General features: G+C 63.7%; 17 protein-coding genes. 10 read left to right on the top strand and 7 right to left on the bottom strand.

Translation table 11 applies throughout. From position 1 onward, the window contains the following. Nucleotides 1-67 precede the first annotated feature (67 nt). Complete coding sequence (locus AC0L3B_RS01700; RefSeq protein WP_473379945.1) at nucleotides 68-1,480, bottom strand: CoA transferase; 1,413 nt, start codon at nucleotides 1,478-1,480, stop codon at nucleotides 68-70. 54 nt (nucleotides 1,481-1,534) lie between these two features. On the opposite strand from AC0L3B_RS01700, the gene AC0L3B_RS01695 reads away from it, so the two are divergent. Next, nucleotides 1,535-1,822 (top strand): hypothetical protein, encoded by a 288-nt coding sequence (locus AC0L3B_RS01695; RefSeq protein ID WP_007593600.1) that lies wholly within the window; start codon nucleotides 1,535-1,537, stop codon nucleotides 1,820-1,822. Nucleotides 1,823-1,998: 176 nt separating this feature from the next. Then, nucleotides 1,999-2,769 (top strand): SDR family NAD(P)-dependent oxidoreductase, encoded by a 771-nt coding sequence (locus AC0L3B_RS01690; protein ID WP_018456902.1) that lies wholly within the window; start codon nucleotides 1,999-2,001, stop codon nucleotides 2,767-2,769. Nucleotides 2,770-2,884: 115 nt separating this feature from the next. Here AC0L3B_RS01690 and AC0L3B_RS01685 read toward each other — a convergent pair whose 3' ends face one another. The 3 genes from AC0L3B_RS01685 to AC0L3B_RS01675 are packed head-to-tail and all read right to left on the bottom strand — an operon-like array spanning nucleotide 2,885 to nucleotide 8,524. Further along, complete coding sequence (locus tag AC0L3B_RS01685) at nucleotides 2,885-6,253, bottom strand: error-prone DNA polymerase (protein WP_018456903.1); 3,369 nt, start codon at nucleotides 6,251-6,253, stop codon at nucleotides 2,885-2,887. Further along, a complete protein-coding gene (locus AC0L3B_RS01680) occupies nucleotides 6,250-7,839 on the bottom strand; it encodes a Y-family DNA polymerase (protein ID WP_473379944.1) in 1,590 nt (529 codons plus the stop codon). The genes AC0L3B_RS01685 and AC0L3B_RS01680 overlap by 4 nt, the downstream gene beginning before the upstream one ends. Then, nucleotides 7,736-8,524 carry an ImuA family protein gene (locus tag AC0L3B_RS01675; RefSeq protein WP_018456905.1) on the bottom strand — a complete coding sequence of 263 codons (789 nt, stop codon included), beginning with the start codon at nucleotides 8,522-8,524 and terminating at the stop codon, nucleotides 7,736-7,738. Before AC0L3B_RS01675 ends, AC0L3B_RS01680 begins: the two co-directional genes overlap by 104 nt. A gap of 161 nt (nucleotides 8,525-8,685) precedes the next feature. On the opposite strand from AC0L3B_RS01675, the gene AC0L3B_RS01670 reads away from it, so the two are divergent. The 3 genes from AC0L3B_RS01670 to AC0L3B_RS01660 all read left to right on the top strand — a co-directional run bounded on the left by AC0L3B_RS01670 (nucleotide 8,686) and on the right by AC0L3B_RS01660 (nucleotide 13,087). Then, entirely contained in the window at nucleotides 8,686-9,918 is a 1,233-nt protein-coding gene (locus AC0L3B_RS01670; protein ID WP_473379943.1) for a putative DNA modification/repair radical SAM protein, read from the top strand. Then, complete coding sequence (locus tag AC0L3B_RS01665; RefSeq protein WP_473379942.1) at nucleotides 9,918-11,360, top strand: UdgX family uracil-DNA binding protein; 1,443 nt, start codon at nucleotides 9,918-9,920, stop codon at nucleotides 11,358-11,360. The genes AC0L3B_RS01670 and AC0L3B_RS01665 overlap by 1 nt, the downstream gene beginning before the upstream one ends. A 98-nt stretch (nucleotides 11,361-11,458) precedes the next feature. Then, nucleotides 11,459-13,087 carry an inorganic phosphate transporter gene (locus AC0L3B_RS01660; protein WP_473379941.1) on the top strand — a complete coding sequence of 543 codons (1,629 nt, stop codon included), beginning with the start codon at nucleotides 11,459-11,461 and terminating at the stop codon, nucleotides 13,085-13,087. 87 nt (nucleotides 13,088-13,174) lie between these two features. Here the strand turns inward: AC0L3B_RS01660 and AC0L3B_RS01655 are convergent, their stop codons facing one another. Continuing rightward, on the bottom strand, nucleotides 13,175-14,347 hold the full coding sequence (locus AC0L3B_RS01655; RefSeq protein ID WP_473379940.1) for a M20 aminoacylase family protein: 1,173 nt from the start codon (nucleotides 14,345-14,347) through the stop codon (nucleotides 13,175-13,177). A 200-nt stretch (nucleotides 14,348-14,547) separates the two neighbouring features. Here AC0L3B_RS01655 and AC0L3B_RS01650 point away from each other — a divergent pair, with 200 nt between their 5' ends. The 5 genes from AC0L3B_RS01650 to AC0L3B_RS01630 all read left to right on the top strand — a co-directional run bounded on the left by AC0L3B_RS01650 (nucleotide 14,548) and on the right by AC0L3B_RS01630 (nucleotide 19,116). After that, nucleotides 14,548-16,167 (top strand): GMC family oxidoreductase, encoded by a 1,620-nt coding sequence (locus tag AC0L3B_RS01650; RefSeq protein WP_473379939.1) that lies wholly within the window; start codon nucleotides 14,548-14,550, stop codon nucleotides 16,165-16,167. Nucleotides 16,168-16,354: 187 nt separating this feature from the next. After that, entirely contained in the window at nucleotides 16,355-17,299 is a 945-nt protein-coding gene (locus AC0L3B_RS01645) for a metallophosphoesterase family protein (RefSeq protein WP_247371055.1), read from the top strand. Nucleotides 17,300-17,322: 23 nt separating this feature from the next. Then, nucleotides 17,323-17,658: a cupredoxin domain-containing protein gene (locus tag AC0L3B_RS01640; RefSeq protein ID WP_247371058.1), complete on the top strand. Its 336-nt coding sequence runs from the start codon at nucleotides 17,323-17,325 to the stop codon at nucleotides 17,656-17,658. 157 nt (nucleotides 17,659-17,815) lie between these two features. Beyond that, a complete protein-coding gene (locus AC0L3B_RS01635; RefSeq protein WP_473379938.1) occupies nucleotides 17,816-18,364 on the top strand; it encodes a sigma-70 family RNA polymerase sigma factor in 549 nt (182 codons plus the stop codon). After that, nucleotides 18,361-19,116, top strand: a complete 756-nt coding sequence (locus AC0L3B_RS01630; protein ID WP_473379937.1) for an anti-sigma factor family protein — start codon at nucleotides 18,361-18,363, stop codon at nucleotides 19,114-19,116. The genes AC0L3B_RS01635 and AC0L3B_RS01630 overlap by 4 nt, the downstream gene beginning before the upstream one ends. 15 nt (nucleotides 19,117-19,131) lie before the next feature. Here AC0L3B_RS01630 and AC0L3B_RS01625 read toward each other — a convergent pair whose 3' ends face one another. Next, nucleotides 19,132-19,536 (bottom strand): GFA family protein, encoded by a 405-nt coding sequence (locus AC0L3B_RS01625; protein ID WP_018456915.1) that lies wholly within the window; start codon nucleotides 19,534-19,536, stop codon nucleotides 19,132-19,134. A gap of 115 nt (nucleotides 19,537-19,651) precedes the next feature. Further along, nucleotides 19,652-21,043, bottom strand: coding sequence for an aminobacteriohopanetriol synthase HpnO (hpnO, locus tag AC0L3B_RS01620; protein ID WP_026233264.1), 1,392 nt, complete (start codon nucleotides 21,041-21,043; stop codon nucleotides 19,652-19,654). Nucleotides 21,044-21,156 lie beyond the last annotated feature (113 nt).

Below are 21,156 nucleotides of genomic sequence, written 5' to 3'. Positions count from 1 at the left end.
AAACAACCTAAAAAACGCCGGCCGCCTTTCGGTTTGCGTTAAAAATTTGCGACACGTCAGCTTCACGTCAGTTTGTCACCGACCACTCTGCCGGATGACTGCCGAGCGGCATCGCCGGACGGCTCCATTGCGCAGGCGTCTTCGACAGCAGCGCTGAATGGCGCACCGCCTTCAACGTGCCAAAGCCAGATGGCATGCTCTCGATGAATGCAGCGTGTACGGCCTCGCCCGTAATATCCGGGGTATTCAGGCCCTTTTCGAGCCGTCCGAGATTCCACAGCCAGCGCCCGGTCTGCGCCAGCGACACGCGCACGTGCCAGCTGCCGCCTTCGCGGGCCTGGCGGGCCTTGGCCATCATCGCGCCGAACGCCATCAGATAGCCGGTGGCGTGGTCGAGCATCTGCGCCGGCAATTCCTTCGGTCCATCGATGCCGGCAGCCTGTCCTTCGGCATGGTTGAACCCGGTCGTGGTCTGCACCAGCGAATCGAAGCCGCGCCGTTCAGCCCAGGGACCGGCATGGCCATAGGCTGACAGCGTTAGGTAGACGATGCCGGGGTTGATTGTCGCTGCGTCCTCCGGCGTGAAGCCGAGAGCGGCAAGCGCGCGCGGGCGATAGCCTTGCGAGAAGATATCGGCGTCTCTCAAGAGCTCGCGCAACTGCGCACGCCCGGCCTCGCTTTTCAGCTCGATGAAGGTGGTGAGCTTGCCGCGCCCGGTGTCGATGGTCAGCCACGGAATGGCCGGCAGTTCGGGGCCTGACACGAGCAGCACATCCGCGCCATGCGCGGCGAGCGTGCGGCCGGCGACGGGCCCCGCGATGACGCGAGAGAGATCGAGCACGCGCAGGCCTGCGAGCGGGCGATCGCCTTTTGGCAATCGTTGCGGCCATGGCTTCGGCGGGGCCTCGCCGATCTTCTCGATCGAGACCAGCGGCAATTCGGCGAGCGCGCGGGCCTGCGGCAGCGCCGACCATTCGTCGTACGAACGCATCAGGGCAACGACGCCGCCCGCGGCGTAGGTCGCAGTCTCGAAATCCTCGCTCTTCCATTGCATCAATGCGGCCTGCACCTTCTCGCGCTCGGGTTCGCAGCCGAGCACCTTGCAGACGGCGTCGCGATGATGCGGGAAATTGGTGTGGCAGCGGACGAAGCGGTTGTCGCCGGTTCTGTAGACGCCGGCGATGGCGTCCCAAGCGGGCGGCGGCGGCTTGTCGTCGACGCGCAAGTAGCGCTCGGAGCGGCATTCGGCGACGGCATGGCGCAGGTCGACGCTGACGTCCTGCGCTTCGCCGCTGCGCAATCTCCAGATTTCGGCGGCGGCAAGGCCGGCGGCGGCGATCGTTGTCTGGCCGGCAATTGCGACGCGAAATGAGGACGGGATCTGCGGCTCCTCGCCCGTCAGCCGGACGCGCGCGAGCGCGGCGGCGTCACCGCCAGCGGAGGTCCAGATGTTGCTGAGAATCTCGGTGGGGCTTTGCATGACCCTTCTCTCCCTTTAGTTTGCGACCATCGCATTAGCACACAAGGACATGCAATGGCCGCCATCGATCCTCTCACCGCAGGCGCCGTGTTCATCGCAACGGCGGCCACCGACGCGGTCTATGTCATGTTCACCTCGGCCGTGATCGCGCGCAAGCGCGTGCCCGCGGCGAACTGGAGCGCGGTCTGGTACATGCTCTCCTCCTATGCGGTGATCAGCTACACCGAAAACGCTTTCTATGTGGCTTTCGCGGCGATCGGCTCCTGGGCCGGCGCCTACGTCTCACTGACATTCCTGCACCGCCCGCCCGGCGGCCCGCCGGTGGGGGCGGCACCGGAGTGAGGGCCGCTGTTTCCACACGGTCATTGCGAGCGAAGCGAAGCAATCCAGAGTCTTTCCGCGGTGGCAGTCTGGATTGCTTCGTCGCAAGAGCTCCTCGCAATGACGATGTGGAGGCTTTTGGGCATCTCTCGAAACAGCTACACTAGCTGCGACCAACAAAAAAGGAAAACCAACCAATGGATCTCGGTCTCAAAGGCAAGAACGCCATCGTACTTGGCGGGACGCGCGGCATCGGGCGGGCGATTGCGGCGACGCTGGCCGGCGAAGGCAGCAATGTCGCGGTGTGTGCACGCAACGCGGACCAGGTTGCCGCCACGGTTACGGAGTTGAAGGCCAGCGGGATCCGCGCGACCGGCGGTCCGGTGGATGTCACGGACGGCGCGGCACTGAAATCCTGGATCGAGAATGCTGCAAAGGAGCTTGGCGGCATCGACATGCTGTTCTCTAACGCGGGCGCAATGGCACAAGGCCATGATGCCGCGTCGTGGGAGCAGAATTTTCGACTCGACCTGCTCGGCGCCGTGCACGCGTTCGACGCCGCGCGGCCGTTCCTCGAGGCTAGTGGCGACAAGGGTGGCGACGCCGCCTTCGTGATCATCTCATCGATCTCCGCGGCGCAAGCGGACACGGCGAGTTCCTACGGCCCGATCAAGGCTGCGTTGATCCACATGGCCAAGGGGCTGGCACGGCAGTACGCGAAGAAGAAGATCCGCGTCAACGTGGTCTCGCCAGGCACGGTCTATTTCAAGGGCGGCGTCTGGAATACGATCGAGCATAACATGCCCGAGCGCTACAATGATGCGATGAAGCGTAACCCCACCGGCCGCATGGCGACGCCGCAGGAGATCGCGAGCGCAGCGGTGTTTCTGGCGAGCCCGGTGTCGGGGTTCACCACGGGCTCCAATCTGGTGGTGGACGGCGCGATCTCGAACCGGGTGAATTTTTAGAACAAACTCGTCATTGCGAGCGTAGCGAAGCAAATCCAGTATTTCTCCGCGGTGACAGTCTGGATTGCTTCGCTGCGCTCGCAATGACGGGGCGAGAGGGGCGCGGCCCCCACCCTCAATGAAAATCCCGCGACGGCGGCAGGATGCGGACATTGCGGGGATGACGGATTTTTTGCGCGGGCGCATCCGTGTGGGCGCGGGGGTCGTCGTTGAGCGGTTCGACCACGGTGGCGCCTGCCGGCACCGGATGCTTGCGGCCGAGGGCGTCGTTGGCAAGGCCGACCAGATCGTGCGAACGGTCGATCATCCGCTGGGCGATCAGATGCGTCACCTTTTCGGGACTGCTCTGGATGTAGCCCTCGACCAGGATGAGGCGTGCGCCCATCACCTCCTTCCGGTACTGCTCCATGATCTTCGGCCACACCACGACATTGGCGATGCCGGTTTCGTCCTCCAGTGTCATGAACACGACGCCGCTGGCGCTGCCCGGCCGCTGCCGTACCAGCACGACGCCGGCACAGCGGACACGGCGCCGCTCGTTGTCGTGATTGATGTCCTTGCAGGCGACGATGCGCTCGCGCGTAAACATCTCCCGCAAAAATTCAATCGGATGGCCTTTGAGCGAAAGGCGAATGGTCTGGTAGTCCGCGACCACCTGTTCGGCGCGCGGCATCACCGGCAACGGCCTGGCGTGCTCGTCCGGCTGCTCGCGTGCGGTGGCCACCTCGAACAGCGGCAGCGGCACATCGTCGGGCAGGCGCCGCACCTGCCACAGCGCCTCGCGGCGATCGAGCCCGAGCGAGCGAAACGCGTCGGCATCGGCAAGCAGGATCAGCGCGCGCTTGGGCAGTCCGGTGTCGCGGGCGAAATCTTCCAGCGAGGTGAAGGGCCGGCGGTTGCGCGCGGAGACGATGCGGTCGGCCCAGTCGGGCGCTCTCTCCACACGGTCATTCCGGGACGCGCCTCTTTTCAGCCTTTCCTCATCCTCATCGAGCCAATGAAAACCGTCGATCTGGCGGAAGCCCAGGCGCACGGCGCAATATTTGCTACTTCCTTCTTCCAGCGTGTTCTGCGCAAAACTGTAGGACACATCGATATCGCGCACCTCGACGCCATTCTTGCGAGCGTCGCTGACGATCTGCGCCGGGGCGTAAAAACCCATCGGCTGCGAGTTCAGGAGGCCGCAGCAGAATGCATCAGGGTGATAATGCTTCAGCCATGAGGAGATATAGACAAGCTGCGCGAAGCTTGCGGCATGGCTCTCCGGAAAACCGTAGCTGCCAAAACCCTTGATCTGTTCGAAACAGTTCCTGGCAAAATCAGGCGCATAACCGCGTGCGATCATGTTGCCGATCATCTTGTCTTCGAACTTGCCGATGGTGCCGACATTGCGGAACGTTGCCATCGCACGGCGCAGGCCGTTGGCCTCCTCGGCCGTGAACTTCGCGGCCTCGATCGCGATCCGCATCGCCTGCTCCTGGAACAAGGGCACGCCGAGGGTCTTGTGCAGCACTCTGTAAAGCTCGTCCTTGTCGCCATGCTCCGGTGACGGCGATGGATAGTTCACTTTTTCCAAGCCGTTCCGCCGCCGCAGATAAGGATGCACCATGTCGCCCTGGATCGGACCAGGCCGCACGATCGCGACCTCGATGACGAGATCGTAGAAGGTCCGTGGCTTCAGCCGGGGCAACATGTTCATCTGGGCGCGGCTCTCGACCTGGAACACGCCGAGCGACTCCCCGTCGCACAGCATGTCGTAGACTTTGGAATCATCCTGCGGGACGCTCGCCAGCATCCAGCGTTCGCCCTTGTGCTGCTCGATCAGATCAAAGCACTTGCGGATGCAGGTCAGCATGCCCAGCGCGAGCACGTCGACCTTCATCATGCTGAGTGCGTCGACATCGTCCTTGTCCCATTCGATGAAGGTGCGATCGTCCATCGCGGCATTGCCGATCGGCACATAGGTGTCGAGCCGGTCCTGCGTGAGCACATAGCCGCCGACATGCTGGGACAGATGACGGGGGAATTCGATCAGCTCGGTCGCGAGCTCGACTGCGAGGTTGATCATTGAATTTTGCGGATCGAGGCCGGCCTGCCTGACCTGCATGTCGTTGAGGCCCTTGCCCCAGCTTCCCCAGACGGTGTCGGCAAGGGCCGCGGTGACGTCCTCGGTCAGGCCCAGCGCCTTGCCGACGTCGCGGATGGCGCTGCGCGGGCGATAATGAATGATGGTGGCGATGATCGCAGCGCGATGGCGGCCGTAACGGCGATAGACATATTGCATCACCTCCTCGCGCCGCGAATGCTCGAAATCGACGTCGATGTCGGGCGGCTCCAGCCGCTCCTTGGAGATGAAGCGCTCGAACAGCAGATCGACCTTGGTCGGGTCGACCGAGGTGATGCCGAGCACGTAGCAGACCGCCGAATTCGCCGCCGATCCCCGCCCCTGGCACAAAATGTTCTGGCTGCGGGCGTAATGCACGATGTCGTGCACGGTGAGGAAGTAATGCGCGTATTTCAGATCGGCGATCAGCGCGAGTTCTTTCTTCAGGGTGGCGCGCAGCTTGTCGTCGATCTTGCCGCCGAAATATTTGTCGACACCGGCCCAGGTCAGATCCTCCAGATGCCCCTGCGCGGTCTTCCCCGGTGGCACCGGCTCATCCGGATACTGGTATTTGAGCTGGTCGAGCGAGAAGGTGATCTTGTCCGCAAAGCGCATGGTCTCCGCGATAGCTTCGGGGAAATCGCGGAACAGCCGCGCCATCTCCCTGGGCGTCTTCAGAAATCGCTCGGCATTGGCTTCCAGCTTCCGGCCGACCGCCTCGATCGTGGTCTTTTCCCGGATGCAGGTCAGAACGTCCTGGAGGGGACGGCGCGCGGGGTGGTGATAGAGCACCTCGTTGGTCGCAAGCAGCGGCACTTTTGCTTTTGCGGCGAGATCATCGAGCTGCGCGAGGCGACGGCGATCGTCGCCGCGATAGACCAGACTCGCCGCCAGCCACACGCCCTCGGCGCGACTTGCCTTCAGCTTGGCGAGGATGTCCTGCGCTTGCGCCGCATCGAAGCGATGCGGCAGCGTCAGGATCAGGAGCTGGCCTTCGGAAAACGCAAGGAGATCGGCGAAGGTGAGATGGCATTCGCCCTTCGCGATCCGCGTGATGTCGTCGCCGCGCTTGCCCCGGGTGAGAAGCTGGCACAGCCGGCCATAGGCGGCGCGGTCACACGGATAGACCAGGATATCCGGCGTGCCGTCGATGAAGACGATGCGGGTGCCGATCAGAAGCTTCGGCTTGTGCAGCACCTTGTCATTGTCGAGCTCCTTGTAGGCACGCACCACACCGGCGAGCGTGTTGTGATCGGCAATGCCGATCGCGGGAATGCCCAGGATGCTGGCCTGGTGTACATAGTCGCGCGGATCCGAGCCGCCGCGCAGGAAGGAGAAATTCGTGGTGATGCCGATCTCGGCATAAGCGGGCGTGTTCATGCGAAGAGACCGTGCACATACCAACCGGGAGGAGCGGGCTTGCCGTCGTCGTCGAAGCACTCCCCCTCGTAAAGACCGTCGCGAAAGATCCAGAAGCGTAGGCCTTCGGCATCCTCGATACGAAAATAATCCCGTGTCAGTTGCTTGCCGTCCTGCCGCCACCATTCCATGGCGATGCGCTCGGGGCCCTCCACCCGCACCACCGCATGCTGCGCGCGGCGCCAGGTGAATTGATGCGGCGGCCCGTCGGGCACGGTCGCGAACGGCACATTGATCGGCTCAGGCTTGTCGAACAACCGCAACGGACGCAGCGGCGGCTCACCCTCGGTGCGCGCGGGCCATTCGGCCTGCATGGCCACGGCGAGATGATGCTGGGCAGGCGCCGCCAGCACCGCACATTCAGGGATATGGGTATCCTCAGGCAGGTGCACGACGACGCGCTTTCCGCCGATGCGCGCGGCGATGCGGTCGATCAGCGCGGCAAGCTCGTCATTGTCGTGGACATGGGCGTCGAGATCGCGCTGCTCCTGCACCACGATCTCGGTGCGGCTTGCCGACAGCCGCACCATGTCGAAGCCGAAGCCGGGATCGAGGGGATCGGCGAGTGCATCGAGACGCTCGCGGAACAGCCGGTCGACGACCGCGCTCCGCGTCACGGGACGTCCGGTTTCGACCATGATGGCGCGCACCGCGCCGTCGGTACGGAAGAATGTGGCTTCTAACCGTCGCGCGCCCTTGCCCTGCTTCTCCATCGACGCGATCAGCGTGTCGGCGAGGCGCGACAGCGTCATCGCGATCATGGTGTCGGTCGCGATCGGCTCGGCAAAGCGTTTCTCTACGATGTAATCGGGCAGCGGCTTTCGTGGATTGATCGGCGCATCGCCCTGTCCCAGCGCGTGCGCAAGCAGCGTGGAGAACCGCGCACCGAACCGCGCCGTGATTTCGCTCGGCGTGCGCGAGGCGACATCGCCGATGGTTTTCAGGCCGGCGCGGCGCAGGCCGGTGCTGATGGCCTCACCCGCACCAAGCGCGGACACTGGAAACCGGCTGATTGCCGCCGCCTCCCCGCCATTGGCAACGATGCTACCGGATGCCTGCCGCGTCAGCGTGCGCGCGCAGACCGAGGTGCCGGCGATCGCCGCGCTGACGGCAAAGCCCTGGCGATCGAGGGCACGGACAAGGGTTTGCAACAGCGTAGCCTCGCCGCCGAACAGATGCGCGCAGCCGGTGATGTCGAGGAACAGCCACGGCGGATCGAGCGCCACCAGCGGCGTGAAGCGGTCGCACCAGTCGGCGATGTCGCCGATCGTCTTGGCATCGGCCACGGCATCGGCATCGAACACCTTTAGATCCGGACACATCGCCCGGGCATTGGCCAAGGGCTGGCCGATATGCAGCCCGAGGCGCTCGGCGGCCTCGTCCAGCGCATGGATCACCAGCGCGTTGCTGTCCTTGGCGACGACGATGCTGGGCTCATTGTTTTTATGCAGTCCGACGTTGCCGAAGAACCGCTGGATCCGGTCGATAGGCAGGCGCGGCAGCCACAGGCTGAGGATACGTCGACGATTCAGAGAACTGGCACTCATCACATTTCCATTCCATGATCCACCGGCCGCACGGGCCATGACGATTGCGCAAGAGCTCGGCATCGAAGCGCGGCGCGCCCCAGGCGCTCCACATCGCGCCCGGCGGCGAATGCGCCGCGCGCAGCATCCATCTGGTCTCCGCGGTCGATGGCAAAGGTTGTGCGGCCATCCGCAGCAGCAAGCCGGTGACACCGGAAGACTGCGCAGCCAGCGTCAGCTTGCGGCTCGCCACAAGATCGAACTGCCTGGTCTCACCCCAGAGCTCGAGCACGACGGCGCCCAGCGCGTCGCAGGCGAGCGCATCGGCCGACGTGCGCAACGCACTCTCCACGTCGGCGGCGCGCACCATCACCATACGGCGCGGATCGAGACCGATCTCGGTGAGCCCGCTCATCGACAGCGCACCGGTTTCAATTTCTGAAAAATCCTGCCGCACCCACAGCAGCGGTTTGCGTGCCGTCATGCGCCCCGCAAGTCCGGTGACAAAGCCGGTCGCGGCCGCGCCCTGACGTCCTTCGCAAAATACCTCGTGGATTGCCGCGCGTGCGAGCCCGCCCTTTAGCGCGCTGTCGGCCTCGCGATGGCCGAGCGCGACACGGTCGCGATGATGCACGACCTCCGCCGTCTCGATGCGCTCGATCTGGCCGCGCAAGGCTGCAAGCGCGCTTGTTCGTGCGCCGCTCATATACGCCGCTCCTCAGGAGTGATTGCCGGTGGCTCTCAAAAAGAGAACCAGCGGCTAGCTCATTTGTTCATGATATGTTCTAATATAAAGCTAACGACGCCCCAGGAGTCAATCGAATTGGCGGGCCTTGGGATTCATGAGCTGAATCAAAGGGATCCAATATGGACGTGCAACGCAAGCTGGAAATCCTGGCCGACGCCGCCAAGTACGACGCGTCTTGCGCCTCCAGCGGCACCGAGAGGCGGGATTCCAGCGACGGCAAGGGCATGGGATCGACCGCGCCCGGCATGGGCATTTGCCATTCCTACGCGCCGGACGGTCGCTGTATCTCGCTGCTCAAGGTGCTGCTGACCAACGCCTGCAATTACGACTGCCTCTATTGCGTCAACCGGGCCTCTTTCAACGTGCCACGCGCCCGCTTCACCATCGACGAAGTCGTCAAGCTGACGCTCGACTTCTACCGGCGCAATTACATCGAAGGACTGTTTCTCTCCTCCGGCATCATCCGCAACCCCGACTACACCATGGAGCAGGTGGTAAGCGTCGCGCGCAAACTGCGCGAGGAGCATCACTTCCGTGGCTACATCCATCTCAAAACAATCCCCGAGGCCGACGATACATTGATCTCCGAGGCCGGCAAATATGCCGACCGTCTCTCTATCAACATCGAGATGCCGCAGGAGACGAGCCTGCAGCAATTCGCGCCCGAGAAAGACGTGCGCGCGATCCGCCGCACCATGGGCCGGCTGCGGCTGAAGCTGGACGAGGCCGAGGAAAGCCGCAGCGCGAACACAAAAGCCAAGCCGCAGCGCTTCGCACCGGCCGGCCAAAGCACGCAGATGATCGTCGGCGCCGACGCGGCCTCCGACCACACCATCCTCCACACCAGCGCCAATCTCTACGGTTCATACAGGCTGAGGCGCGTCTATTATTCCGCGTTCAGCCCGATCCCCGATGCCAGCCGCGCGCTGCCTCTGCGCGCGCCGCCCTTGCTGCGCGAGCACCGTCTCTATCAGGCCGATTGGCTGATGCGGTTCTACGGCTTCGACGTCGGCGAGATCGTCGACGATAGCGCGATGCTGCCGCTCGACATCGATCCAAAACTCGCCTGGGCGCTGCGTCACCGCGACCGCTTCCCGCTCGACGTCAACCGCGCCAGCCGCGAGGAGTTGTTGCGCGTGCCGGGCTTCGGCACCAAGGCGGTCGAGCGCATCATCGCGGCGCGCCGCACGACCACGATCCGCGTCGCCGACCTCGCGCGGCTGCATGTGCCCCGCAACAAGGCGCTGCCGTTCATCGTCCTCAGCGATCACAAGCCCCCGCCGCATCGCCTCGACGAGGCACTGTTGATCGAACGGTTCAAGCCGGCAACGCAACTGGGATTTGGATTCTGATGCAGTACATCACCCTCGAGAACGAAACCGATTTCGACGGCTGGCGTAAAGCCGCACGTAGCCTCGTGCTTCACCAAACGAAACCGGCCGATGTCACCTGGGCCGTGCAGGGCGGCGAAGCGGAGCTGTTCGCGACGCCCTCGCCGTCTGCGCTGCCGGCGGCTGGCGACGGTACCTTCAACGTGCCGGCAAAATTCGTCGAGCTCGCCAAGGCCGCGATCCTGCATCGCGATCCCGAGCGTTTCGCGATCCTCTATCGCCTGCTGTTTCGGCTGAAGGACAATCACGACCTCATCGAGGTCGCGACCGATCCCGATGTCGCGCAAGTCGCGGCCATGGCAAAGGCGGTCTACCGCGACGAGCACAAGATGCATGCCTTCGTGCGCTTCCGTGAGATCGGCAGGGAACGCGAAGCACACTACGTCGCCTGGTTCGAGCCGGAGCATCACATCGTCGAGCTCGCCGCGCCGTTCTTCGCCAAGCGCTTTGCCGACATGCCCTGGTCGATCCTGACGCCGGATTTGTGCGCGCATTGGGATGGCCACGCGCTCTCGTTCACATCAGGCGTCAGCAAGAGCGAGGCACCGAGCGAAGACCGGCTGGAGGAAACCTGGCGGCGCTACTACGCCAGCATCTTCAATCCGGCCCGCCTGAAGGTGAAGGCAATGCAGACCGAGATGCCGAAGAAATATTGGAGGAACCTGCCCGAGGCTTCGATCATTAAGCCCCTGATTGAGGACGCCGAGCGCATGACCGGCGCCATGATCGCCAATGCCCCAACCGATCCGCACAAGCCTCAAAAGCGGCCGGAGGCTCCGATGAAACGCAAGACCGCTGCCGACGATCTCGAAGCGCTCCGCGAGGAGGCCGCCCACTGCCGCGCCTGCCATCTCTACAAGGACGCCACCCAGACCGTGTTCGGCGAGGGTCCGAAGTCCGCCAATATCATGCTGGTCGGCGAACAACCTGGCGACAAGGAAGACCTCGCCGGCCATCCCTTCGTCGGTCCAGCCGGCCAGATGCTCGACAAGGCGCTGCAGGAGGCCGGCGTCGACCGCAAGAAGGTCTATGTCACCAACGCGGTGAAACACTTCAAATTCGTGCCGCGCGGCAAGATTCGCCTGCATCAGAAGCCGAATACGCCGGAGATAAAGGCCTGCCGGCAGTGGTATGAGCGGGAGGTCTCCGTCATCCAGCCCGATCTCATCGTCGCGATGGGCGCGACCGCCGCGCAGAGCGTGTTCGGCAAGATCACCCCGATCGGAAAGAACCGCGGCCGGCTCATCGACCTGCCCGACGGTCACAAGGCGCTGGTGACGGTGCACCCGTCCTATCTGCTGCGGCTGCCCGATCCGGAAGCCAAGGTGCTGGAATATCGGCGCTTTGTCGAAGATTTGAAGATCGTCGCCGGGTTGCAGAAGAAAGCCGCGCGCGCCGCCTGAATACGGGCGGGAAAACCCCTTTCATGCCTCGCCTGTCATCCAGCCTTCAAATCCATCGCGGACAATAGCCCCTACAGAAAGTTAAGGGGCCTCCAGACATGACCGATGTTGCATTCGACCGCGCGGTAGCCGATCCCGCGCCGATCCAGCCGGCCTCGCGGCCAAATCTCGACAAGGGCTTCAATCCGCTGACGATGATCCTGTTCTTCGGCATCCTCGCCGTGGGCCTGCTCTATGTGGCCTACAGCATCTATTCGGATGTCGATGCGACCGGCACGCGGGTCACGAGCTATCTGCCCTACATCCTCTTGTTTGTCGCGCTGCTGATCGCGCTCGGCTTCGAATTCGTCAACGGCTTCCACGACACCGCCAACGCGGTAGCGACCGTGATCTACACCCATTCGCTGCCGGCCGAAGTCGCGGTGATGTGGTCGGGTTTCTTCAACTTTCTCGGCGTGCTGCTCTCGTCCGGCGCGGTCGCCTTCGGCATCGTCTCGCTGCTACCGGTCGAGCTGATCCTGCAGGTCGGCTCCAGCGCCGGTTTCGCGATGGTGTTCGCGCTGCTGATCGCCGCGATCCTTTGGAACCTCGGCACCTGGTATTTCGGCCTGCCGGCCTCCTCCTCGCACACGCTGATCGGCTCGATCATCGGAGTCGGCGTTGCGAACGCGCTGATGCGCGGCCGCGACGGCACCTCGGGCGTGGACTGGGGCAAGGCTACGGAGATCGGCTATGCGCTTCTGTTGTCGCCACTGGTCGGCTTCATCTGCGCCGCCGGCCTGCTTCTGCTGCTCAAGCTGATCATCAAGAACCCGGCGCTCTATGCCGCCCCTGAGGGTCACAAAGCCCCGCCGATGTGGATTCGCGGCCTGCTGATCCTGACCTGCACCGGCGTCAGCTTCGCCCATGGTTCGAACGACGGCCAGAAGGGCATGGGCCTGATCATGCTGATCCTGATCGGCACCGTGCCCACAGCCTATGCGCTCAACCGCGCATTGCCGGAGTCGCAGGTCGCCCAGTTCGCGAAGGTCTCGGATGCCGCCTCCAAGGTGGTTGCGGCCAAGGGCGCCGGCCATGCGATCATCGGCGATCCCCGTCCTGCGGTGACGCAGTACGTCACCTCGCATCACATCAGCGAAGGCACCTACCCTTCGCTGTCAGTGCTGGTGAAGGATGTCGGCGAGCAGGTCGCGAAATACGGTTCGCTGAACAAGGTGCCGGCGGAAGTCGTCGGCAACACCCGCAACGACATGTACCTGACTTCGGAAGCGATCCGATTCCTGATGAAGGACAAGGAAAACGACCTCAGCAAGGAAGAGGTCGCGACCTTGAACGCCTACAAAGGCGGGCTAGACAGCGCGACCAAGTTCATCCCGACCTGGGTGAAGGTCGCGGTCGCGATCGCGCTCGGTCTCGGCACCATGATCGGCTGGAAGCGCATCGTCGTCACCGTCGGCGAGAAGATCGGCAAGACCCATCTCACCTACGCGCAGGGTGCCTCCGCCGAGCTCGTCGCCGCCGCCACGATCGGCGCCGCCGACGCGTTCGGCCTGCCGGTCTCGACCACCCACGTGCTGTCGTCCGGCGTCGCCGGCACCATGGCCGCGAACGGTTCGGGTCTCCAGGTCGCCACCATCAGGAACATGGTGATGGCCTGGGTGCTGACCTTGCCCGTCGCTATCCTGTTGTCGGGCACGCTGTACGTGATCTTCTCGCGGATCTTCTGAAGCCGATCAGTCACTCGAAGACAAAGGGCCCGTGCGATGCGCGGGCCCTTTTTCGTTTGTGCTTTCGGCTTGATCTTGCGCTTGGCCTTACGATGCCGCGAGCGATTCCTCGACCAGCTTAACCCAATACGATGTGCCGTAAACGATGGCGTCGTCGTCGAAATTGTAGGCGGGGTGATGCAGGCCGGCGCTGTCGCCGTTGCCGCAGAAGATGAAGGCGCCGGGGCGCGCTTCCAGCATATAGGCGAAATCCTCGCCGCCCATCAGCGGCGACATCTCGAGCACATTGGCCTCGCCCGCAACTTGCCCCGCGATGCGACGTGCGATCTCGGTCTCCGCGGCGTGATTGTTCACCACGGGATAATTCCGCTTGTAGTGCAGATCGATCTTGGCGCCGGTGATCTGCGCCACGCCCGCCACAACCTCGTGGACGCGCTTCTCCACCAGCTTGCGCACCTCCGGCGACAGCGTGCGGATGGTGCCCCTCAGTGTCGCGGTTTGTGGAATCACGTTACGGGCATTGCCTGCGTGGAACTCGCAGATCGAAATCACGGCCGATTCCAGCGGATCGACGCTGCGCGCAACGATCGACTGCAGCGCCGTGATCACCTGTGCACCGACCAGAACGGAATCCACACATTTGTGCGGCCGCGCGGCATGGCCGCCGAGGCCCTCGATCATGATATCGACCTCATCGGTCGCCGCCATGATCGGACCCGGCCGGATCGCGAACGAGCCCACCGGAATGCCCGGACCGTTGTGCATGCCGTAGACCTGCTCGATGCCGAAGCGCTCCATCATGCCGTCCTTGACCATGGCCAAGCCACCCGCGCCACCCTCCTCGGCCGGCTGGAAGATCACCACGGCATCGCCGGCGAAGTTGCGGGTCTCGGCGAGATAACGCGCAGCACCGAGCAGCATCGCGGTGTGGCCGTCATGGCCGCAGGCGTGCATCTTGCCCGGGGTCTTCGAAGCGTAAGGCACGTTGGTCTGTTCCTCGACCGGCAGCGCATCCATGTCGGCACGCAGGCCGATGGCCTTGAGGCCCTCGCCGGCCGGCTTGCTGCCCTTGATCACGCCGACCACGCCGGTCTGGCCGATCCCCGTCACGACCTGATCGCAACCGAATTCGCGCAGGCGGTCTGCGACGAATGCTGCGGTGCGGTGGACGTCATAGAGCAGCTCCGGATGCTGGTGGATGTCCCGGCGCCAGGCCTGAATATCGGGTTGAAGGTCGGCGACGCGGTTCACGATGGGCATGGAGGGTCTCAAGCTTTGTTGAAAATGCAGGCCTGTCTACCATGCAAGCACCAGTCCACCCAACTGGCGGGGATCGGGGTGTAGCCCCGACTCACAGGCATGGCCGGACTTGTCCCGGCCATCCACGTCTGACTATTAGAACGGAAAGCGCGTGGATGCCCCGGACAGCCCGGGCATGACGCCTGTTGGGTGGAAGCAGAATGCCAAGGCGGCTCGAAGGTGAGTTTGACTACATTGTCGTTGGGGCCGGCACGGCGGGCTGCATCCTCGCCAACCGGCTGTCGGCCGATTCCAGCAATCGCGTCCTCCTCCTCGAAGCCGGCGGCGACGACAACTGGATCTGGTTCCACATTCCCGTCGGCTATCTCTTCGCCATCGGCAATCCGCGCTCGGACTGGATGTTCAGGACCGAGGCCGAGCCCGGCCTGAACGGCCGCTCGCTTGCCTATCCCCGTGGCAAGGTGATCGGCGGTTCTTCGGCGATCAACGCCATGATCTCGATGCGTGGACAGGCCGCCGATTACGATCACTGGCGCCAGCTCGGCATGACCGGCTGGGGTTATGACGACGTGCTGCCGCTGTTCAAACGGCTCGAGGATCACTTCCTCGGCGCGAGCGAGCATCACGGCGCCGGCGGCGGCTGGCGCATCGAGGCGCCGCGGCTGTCCTGGGACATACTGGATGCCGTGGGCGATGCGGCTGAGGAGATGGGCATCAAGCGCATCCCGGATTTCAATACCGGCGACAACGAAGGCACCAGCTATTTCCACGTCAATCAGAAGCGCGGCCGGCGCTGGTCGTCGGCGCGCGGCTTTCTCAAGCCGGTATTGAACCGCCCGAACCTGCGGCTCGAAAAGCATGTGCTGGTCGATCGTCTGATCATCGAACAGGGCCGCGCCGTCGGCGTTCGCTTCATCCAGAACGGCGAGATCATCGAGGTGCGTGCGAAACGCGAGGTGGTCCTCTCGGCAGGCGCGATTGGTTCGGTACAGGTGCTGCATCGCTCCGGCATCGGACCTGCCGACTGGCTGTCGCCGCTCGGCATCGACATCGTGATGGACAAGCCCGGCGTCGGCCGCAATCTGCAGGATCATCTGCAGCAGCGCGCGATCTACAAGGTCGAAGGCGTGCGCACACTGAACGAGACCTACTACAACCTGGTTCGACGCGGCCTGATGGGCCTTGACTACGCCTTCCGCCGCCGCGGGCCGTTGACCATGGCGCCGTCGCAGCTCGGCATCTTCACCCGCTCCGATGCGACGCGCGCACGCGCCAACATCCAGTTCCACGTGCAACCGCTGTCGCTCGACAAGTTCGGCGATCCCCTGCACCGCTTTCCCGCGATCACGGTGAGCGCCTGCAATCTCCAGCCGACATCGCGTGGCACCGTACGTCTGCGTTCGGCGGCGCCGGACGAGAAGCCCATCATCGCGCCGAATTATCTTTCAACGGACGACGATCGTCAGGTCGGCGCCGATGCCATCCGCACCACCCGCCGCCTGATGCAGCAGAAGGCCTTGGCAAAATACCGCCCAAGCGAATATCTGCCCGGCCCCGCCGTCGGCGACGACGATGCCTCTCTGGCCAAGGCCGCCGGCGACATCGGCACCACCATCTTCCATCCCGTCGGTACCGCGAAGATGGGCGCAGCAAATGATCCGATGGCGGTGGTCGACGAACGCCTGCGCTTCTACGGTCTCGGCAGCCTTCGCATTGTCGATGCCTCGATCATGCCGACCATCACGTCTGGCAACACCAACACGCCGACCGCGATGATCGCCGAGAAAGGCGCGACGATGATTTTGGAGGATGCAAAGTGAATGCGTAGCTTTGATCGGGCGTAGCGAAATCCAGGGAGTATTGTAAGTCTGGTCCCGTGTTCCGCTACGCTCCATACGGGCTACGCGTCCAACCACCTCACGAAAACGTCATCGCGTCCGGGAATAAGTCCCCTCCTCTCCCAATCACATCTCCGAAGCCCAATTCCGGGCGGAGTGGAGCTGCGCGATGAGCGGACACGATCACGGTGAGGACGGCTTAAGCCGCCGCAAGGTGTTGGAATGTATGACCTGGGCGGGCACCGGGGTGCTCTGGACCGTCACCGGTGGCGTCCCGCGCTCGCTCGGCATCATCGATTCCGCGCAGGCTGCGACCGCGGCGGCGCCCGGAATGACCTTCCTCCAGATCAGCGACAGCCATGTCGGCTTCGACAAGCCGGCCAATCCCAACGCGCTCGGCACGCTGGAGGAAGCCGTCAACAAGATCAACGCGATGCCGGTCAAGCCGTCCTTCATGATCCACACTGGCGACATCACGCATCTCTCCAAGGCCGCCGAGTTCGACAATGCCGATCGCATCATCTCGCAGAGCAAGCTCGACGTGCACTACGTGCCCGGCGAGCATGATTTCCTCGACGAGGACGTGAAGTTTTATCGCGAGCGCTACGGCCGCGGTACCAAGGGCGCAGGCTGGTATTCGTTCGACGCCGGCGGCGTGCACTTCATCGGCCTCGTCAATGTCGTCGACCTCAAGGCCGGCGGCCTCGGCAATCTCGGTGCCGAGCAGCTCGCCTGGCTCGAGGACGATCTGCGCGGCAAGTCGAAATCGACGCCGATCGTGCTGTTCGCCCACATTCCGCTCTGGACCGTCTACCCCGAATGGGGCTGGGGCACCGAGGACGGTGCTCGCGCGCTGGACCAGGTGAAAGGCTTTGGTTCGGTCACCGTGCTGAACGGCCACATTCACCAGGTGATGCAGAAGGTCGAGGGTAACGTCACGTTCCATACAGCACGTTCGACCGCCTTCCCGCAGCCCGCGCCCGGGGCGGCTCCTTCGCCCGGACCGATGAAGGTCGAGGACGCAAAGCTCCGCGCGATGCTTGGCGTTGCCAGCATCAACTTCAAGCAGAACGAGCAGCGGCTCGCGATCATCGACACGCCGCTCCAGGGTTGATGCAAGGCTAACGGAAGCTGACAATGAAGACTCTCAATCGCCGCGACTTCGGTGTCGCCTCCGGTCTCGCTTTGGCCGCGGCCATGCTGTTAACCGCCACAACCGCCCGTGCCGAGGACATGGAGGTGCATATCGACAATTTCGTCTTCCAGCCGGCCGAGCTCAGGATCAAGGTCGGCACCACCGTGACCTGGACCAACCGGGACGACATCCCCCACACCGTGGTGTCGGCCGGGAAGTTCAGGTCCAAGACCCTGGACACTGACGACAAGTTCTCGTTCACCTTCACCAATGCGGGCGACTACAAATATTTTTGTTCTCTGCACCCGCACATGACGGGGATGATCAAGGTTGAGTAACACCTCGAACCAAGGCATCAACGTCTTGCCCGGCCGGTGGTCCCACACCGGCCGGGCCCGTGTGCCTTCGGTCACACTCAGGGACGAAACGAATAGGGACGAGACGAACAGCGACGAAACCAAGCAACGAGCAGAACAAGAGGCAAAGCGAGGAGCGATGCCCGCCAACGACGATTTGCAGAAGGCGCAACGCTTCCGCGAGGCGGCGCTGCCCCATCTCGACGACGTCTACACGCTCGCGCGCTATCTCTTGCGTGACCCCTCCGATGCCGAGGACGCGGTGCAGGAGTGCTATCTGCGCGCGCTGAAGCATTTCGACAGCTATCGCGGGCCGGCGATAAAGCCTTGGCTGTTCGCGATCCTGCGTAACGTCTGCAATGCCGAATATGCACGGCGCGCACACAGGCACAGCGCGATCGAGGATACGCCCGGCGCTGCCGAGCAGACGCCGATCTGGCACGAGACCGAGGCCAGCCCCGAAACCGAAGTGCTGCGCAGCCGCGATGCGGGCGCGATCCGCAAGCTGATCGACGCGCTCGCCGAGCCGTTCAAGGAAACGTTCGTGCTGCGGGAGATCAACAACCTATCCTATCGTGAAATCGCCGAGGCCGCCGGCGTGCCCGTCGGCACTGTGATGTCCCGCCTCGCCCGCGCCCGTGCCATGCTGCGCGCGGCCTGGACGGCGGATGAGGAGCAAGCAAGATGACCTGCGACGAAGCAAGAATCCTGCTTCACGCGCTGCTCGACAACGAGCTCGATGCCGGCCACGCGCGCGAGGTCGAAGCCCATATCGCCGGCTGCCCGGCCTGCGCTGCGGAGTTCGCCGCGCAGCGCGAGATGCAGCGCGTGCTCGCAGACGCCGATTTGCGCTACACCGCACCGGCGAGCCTGCGTGCGCGTATCGAGGCCTCGCTGCCGCAGCCGCAGCATCAACAGCCGAGCCGCCGCTCCGTGCTGCGCGGCTTTGCGATGGGCTCGGCAGTCTCCGCGCTCGCCGCCTCCGGCGTCGTCGCATTGGTGCTGCGCCAGGACGACCAGCAGCGGATCCTGTCGGAGGTCGTCTCCGCGCATCTTCGCTCGCTGCAGGCCGGCCATCTCATCGACGTGGTCTCGACCGACCAGCACACGGTGAAGCCGTGGTTCAACGGCAAGCTCGACGTCGCCCCACCCGTGATCGACCTCACCACGCAAGGTTTTACGCTGGTCGGCGGCAGGCTCGACTATATCGACGCCCGTGCCATCGGTGCCGTCGTCTACAAGCGCCGGCAGCACGTCGTCAATCTGTTCGTGTCGCAGACATCGAACGCGGAATACCGCGCGCCCAAGACCGAAACCATGCAGGGCTTCAACTGCCGGCGCTGGGGCAATCGCGGCCTGAGCTTCTGGGCCGTCAGCGATCTCGGCGCAGACGAGCTTGCCGAATTCGTCGACAAGTTCGAGGCGGCGATGAACGGTTAGCCTCTGCGCATCCAGTCATTCGAGCGGAGGAAACCGTTCGAAGACGGGCAGTTCGTGAGCCCGCTCCATCCAGCCAATCCGCTCGGCGACTTGAATGTGCATCGTCGCCGGTATGGCATCGGGGTCATCATAGGTGCCGCTCTGGACATCGATGATATCAGGCATCAGGTTTTCGTTGATATAGAACAGCCCCGTGCCGCAATCGGCACAGAAGTGACGTCGTCCATGCTCGGATGATCGATAGATCTTCGGCTGACCGCGCACGACTTTGACGGCTTTGAGCGAATACATCGCCCAGCCCACCATCGGTGCCCCGGAGTGACGGCGGCAATCCGCGCAATGGCAGAGCGCATGCACCATCATGTCGCCGTTCACTTCATAGCGGATGGCGCCGCAATGACAGCCGCCAGTCAAAGGCATCGCCCACTCCTCTCCCGGTCAGGTCAATGCCGGAAAATAAGCGTCGATTTGGAATTTCGGGAGACGGACTGCTTCAGCAGGTCGCACGTCGCGACATCAGGCCGCAGCAGAGGCCTTACGCAGACCTTCGCACCGCATTGTCCACCAGCGTCTTGCCGAGCGACCAGATCGCGCCGGGGACCTTGTGGCTGCCGGCGATGACGTCGTCGAAGGCGCGCTCGATCCAGCCGCAATCTTCCTCGGTGATGGTGAGCGGCGGCAACAGCTTGATGGTGTGGCTGCCATGGCCGGCGACTTGCGTGAGGATCTTGTGGTCCTTGAACAGCGGCACGGTGATGAGCTGGCAGAACAGACCCTTGTTGGCTGCCTCCAGCACGTTCCAGGACGCCCGCAGCCGCAGCGATTTCGGCGGACCGAACTCGACGCCGATCATCAGGCCCTTGCCGCGGACCTCCTTCAACAGCTCGTAGCCGGGCACCATGCGCGTGAGCGCGAGGCGCAGCTCGGCACCGCGCTTGGCGGCGGACTCGATCAGCTTCTCGGACTCCATGATGTCAAGCGTGGCGATGCCCGCAGCCATCGCCAGGTCGTTCTTGGAGAAGGTCGAGCCGTGCACGACGGCGCGGTCCATCTGGTTGAATATCTTGTCGAAGATGCTTTTGCGCGTCAGCACCGCGCCGACCGGCACATGGCCGCCGGACAGCGACTTCGACAGCAGCACCATGTCGGGCTCGACGTTCCAGTGCTCGACCGCGAGGAAGCGGCCGGTGCGGCCCATGCCGGTCTGGATCTCGTCGGCGACGAACAGCGTGCCGTATTTCTTGCAGAGCGCAGCTGCACCCGGCAGGAACTCGTCGGTGGGCATGTTGACGCCCTTGCCCTGGATTGGCTCGACGACGAAGGCCGCCACCTCGCGCGAGGCCAGCGCCTTTTCGAGCGCGGCGAGATCGTTGAACGGGATCGAAGTGCATCCCGGCAGCAGCGGCTCGAAGCCGGTGCGGAAGTTCGAATCACCGGTCAGCGACAGCGCGCCATAGGTCAGGCCGTGATAGCCGTGGGCACAATAGACGATCCCCGGACGACCGGTGGCGCCGCGGGCGAACTTGATCGCCGCTTCGACGCATTCGGCGCCGGAATTGGCGAAGAACGCCTTATCAAGATAGGGGACGTATTTCAGGAGCCGCTCGGCGAGCACGCCGGCGAGCACCGAGACGTCGAACTGGACGAGGTTGGGCAGGTCGGCATCGAGCACGCTCTTGAGCGCCTCGCGCATGACAGGATGATTGCGCCCGATCGCAAACACGCCAAAACCGGACAAGAGGTCGAGATAGCGCGCCCCGTCGCGGTCGTAGAGATACTGTCCCTGCCCCTTCTGGAAGCCGACATCGTAGCCGATGGTCTTCAGAACCCGAACGAACTGCTCGTTCAGATGCCGATTATGCAGGGCGCTGCGCTGGGCCTGGCGGTCCGCGAACAGCTGAGACATGTCTGGATTTGGGCTGTGCATCCGCTACATACTTCGGTTGAGGGCCGTCTCGTCAACTGAAAACGGAACGTCGCTGAAAACGGTCTGTGCGGCCTTTTGCCCTTTTTCGGACCATCTTCGCAAGCAGAGCTTTA

This window comes from Bradyrhizobium sp. Kon56, assembly GCF_055807635.1.
This window is presented reverse-complemented; position numbering and strand designations above follow the sequence as displayed.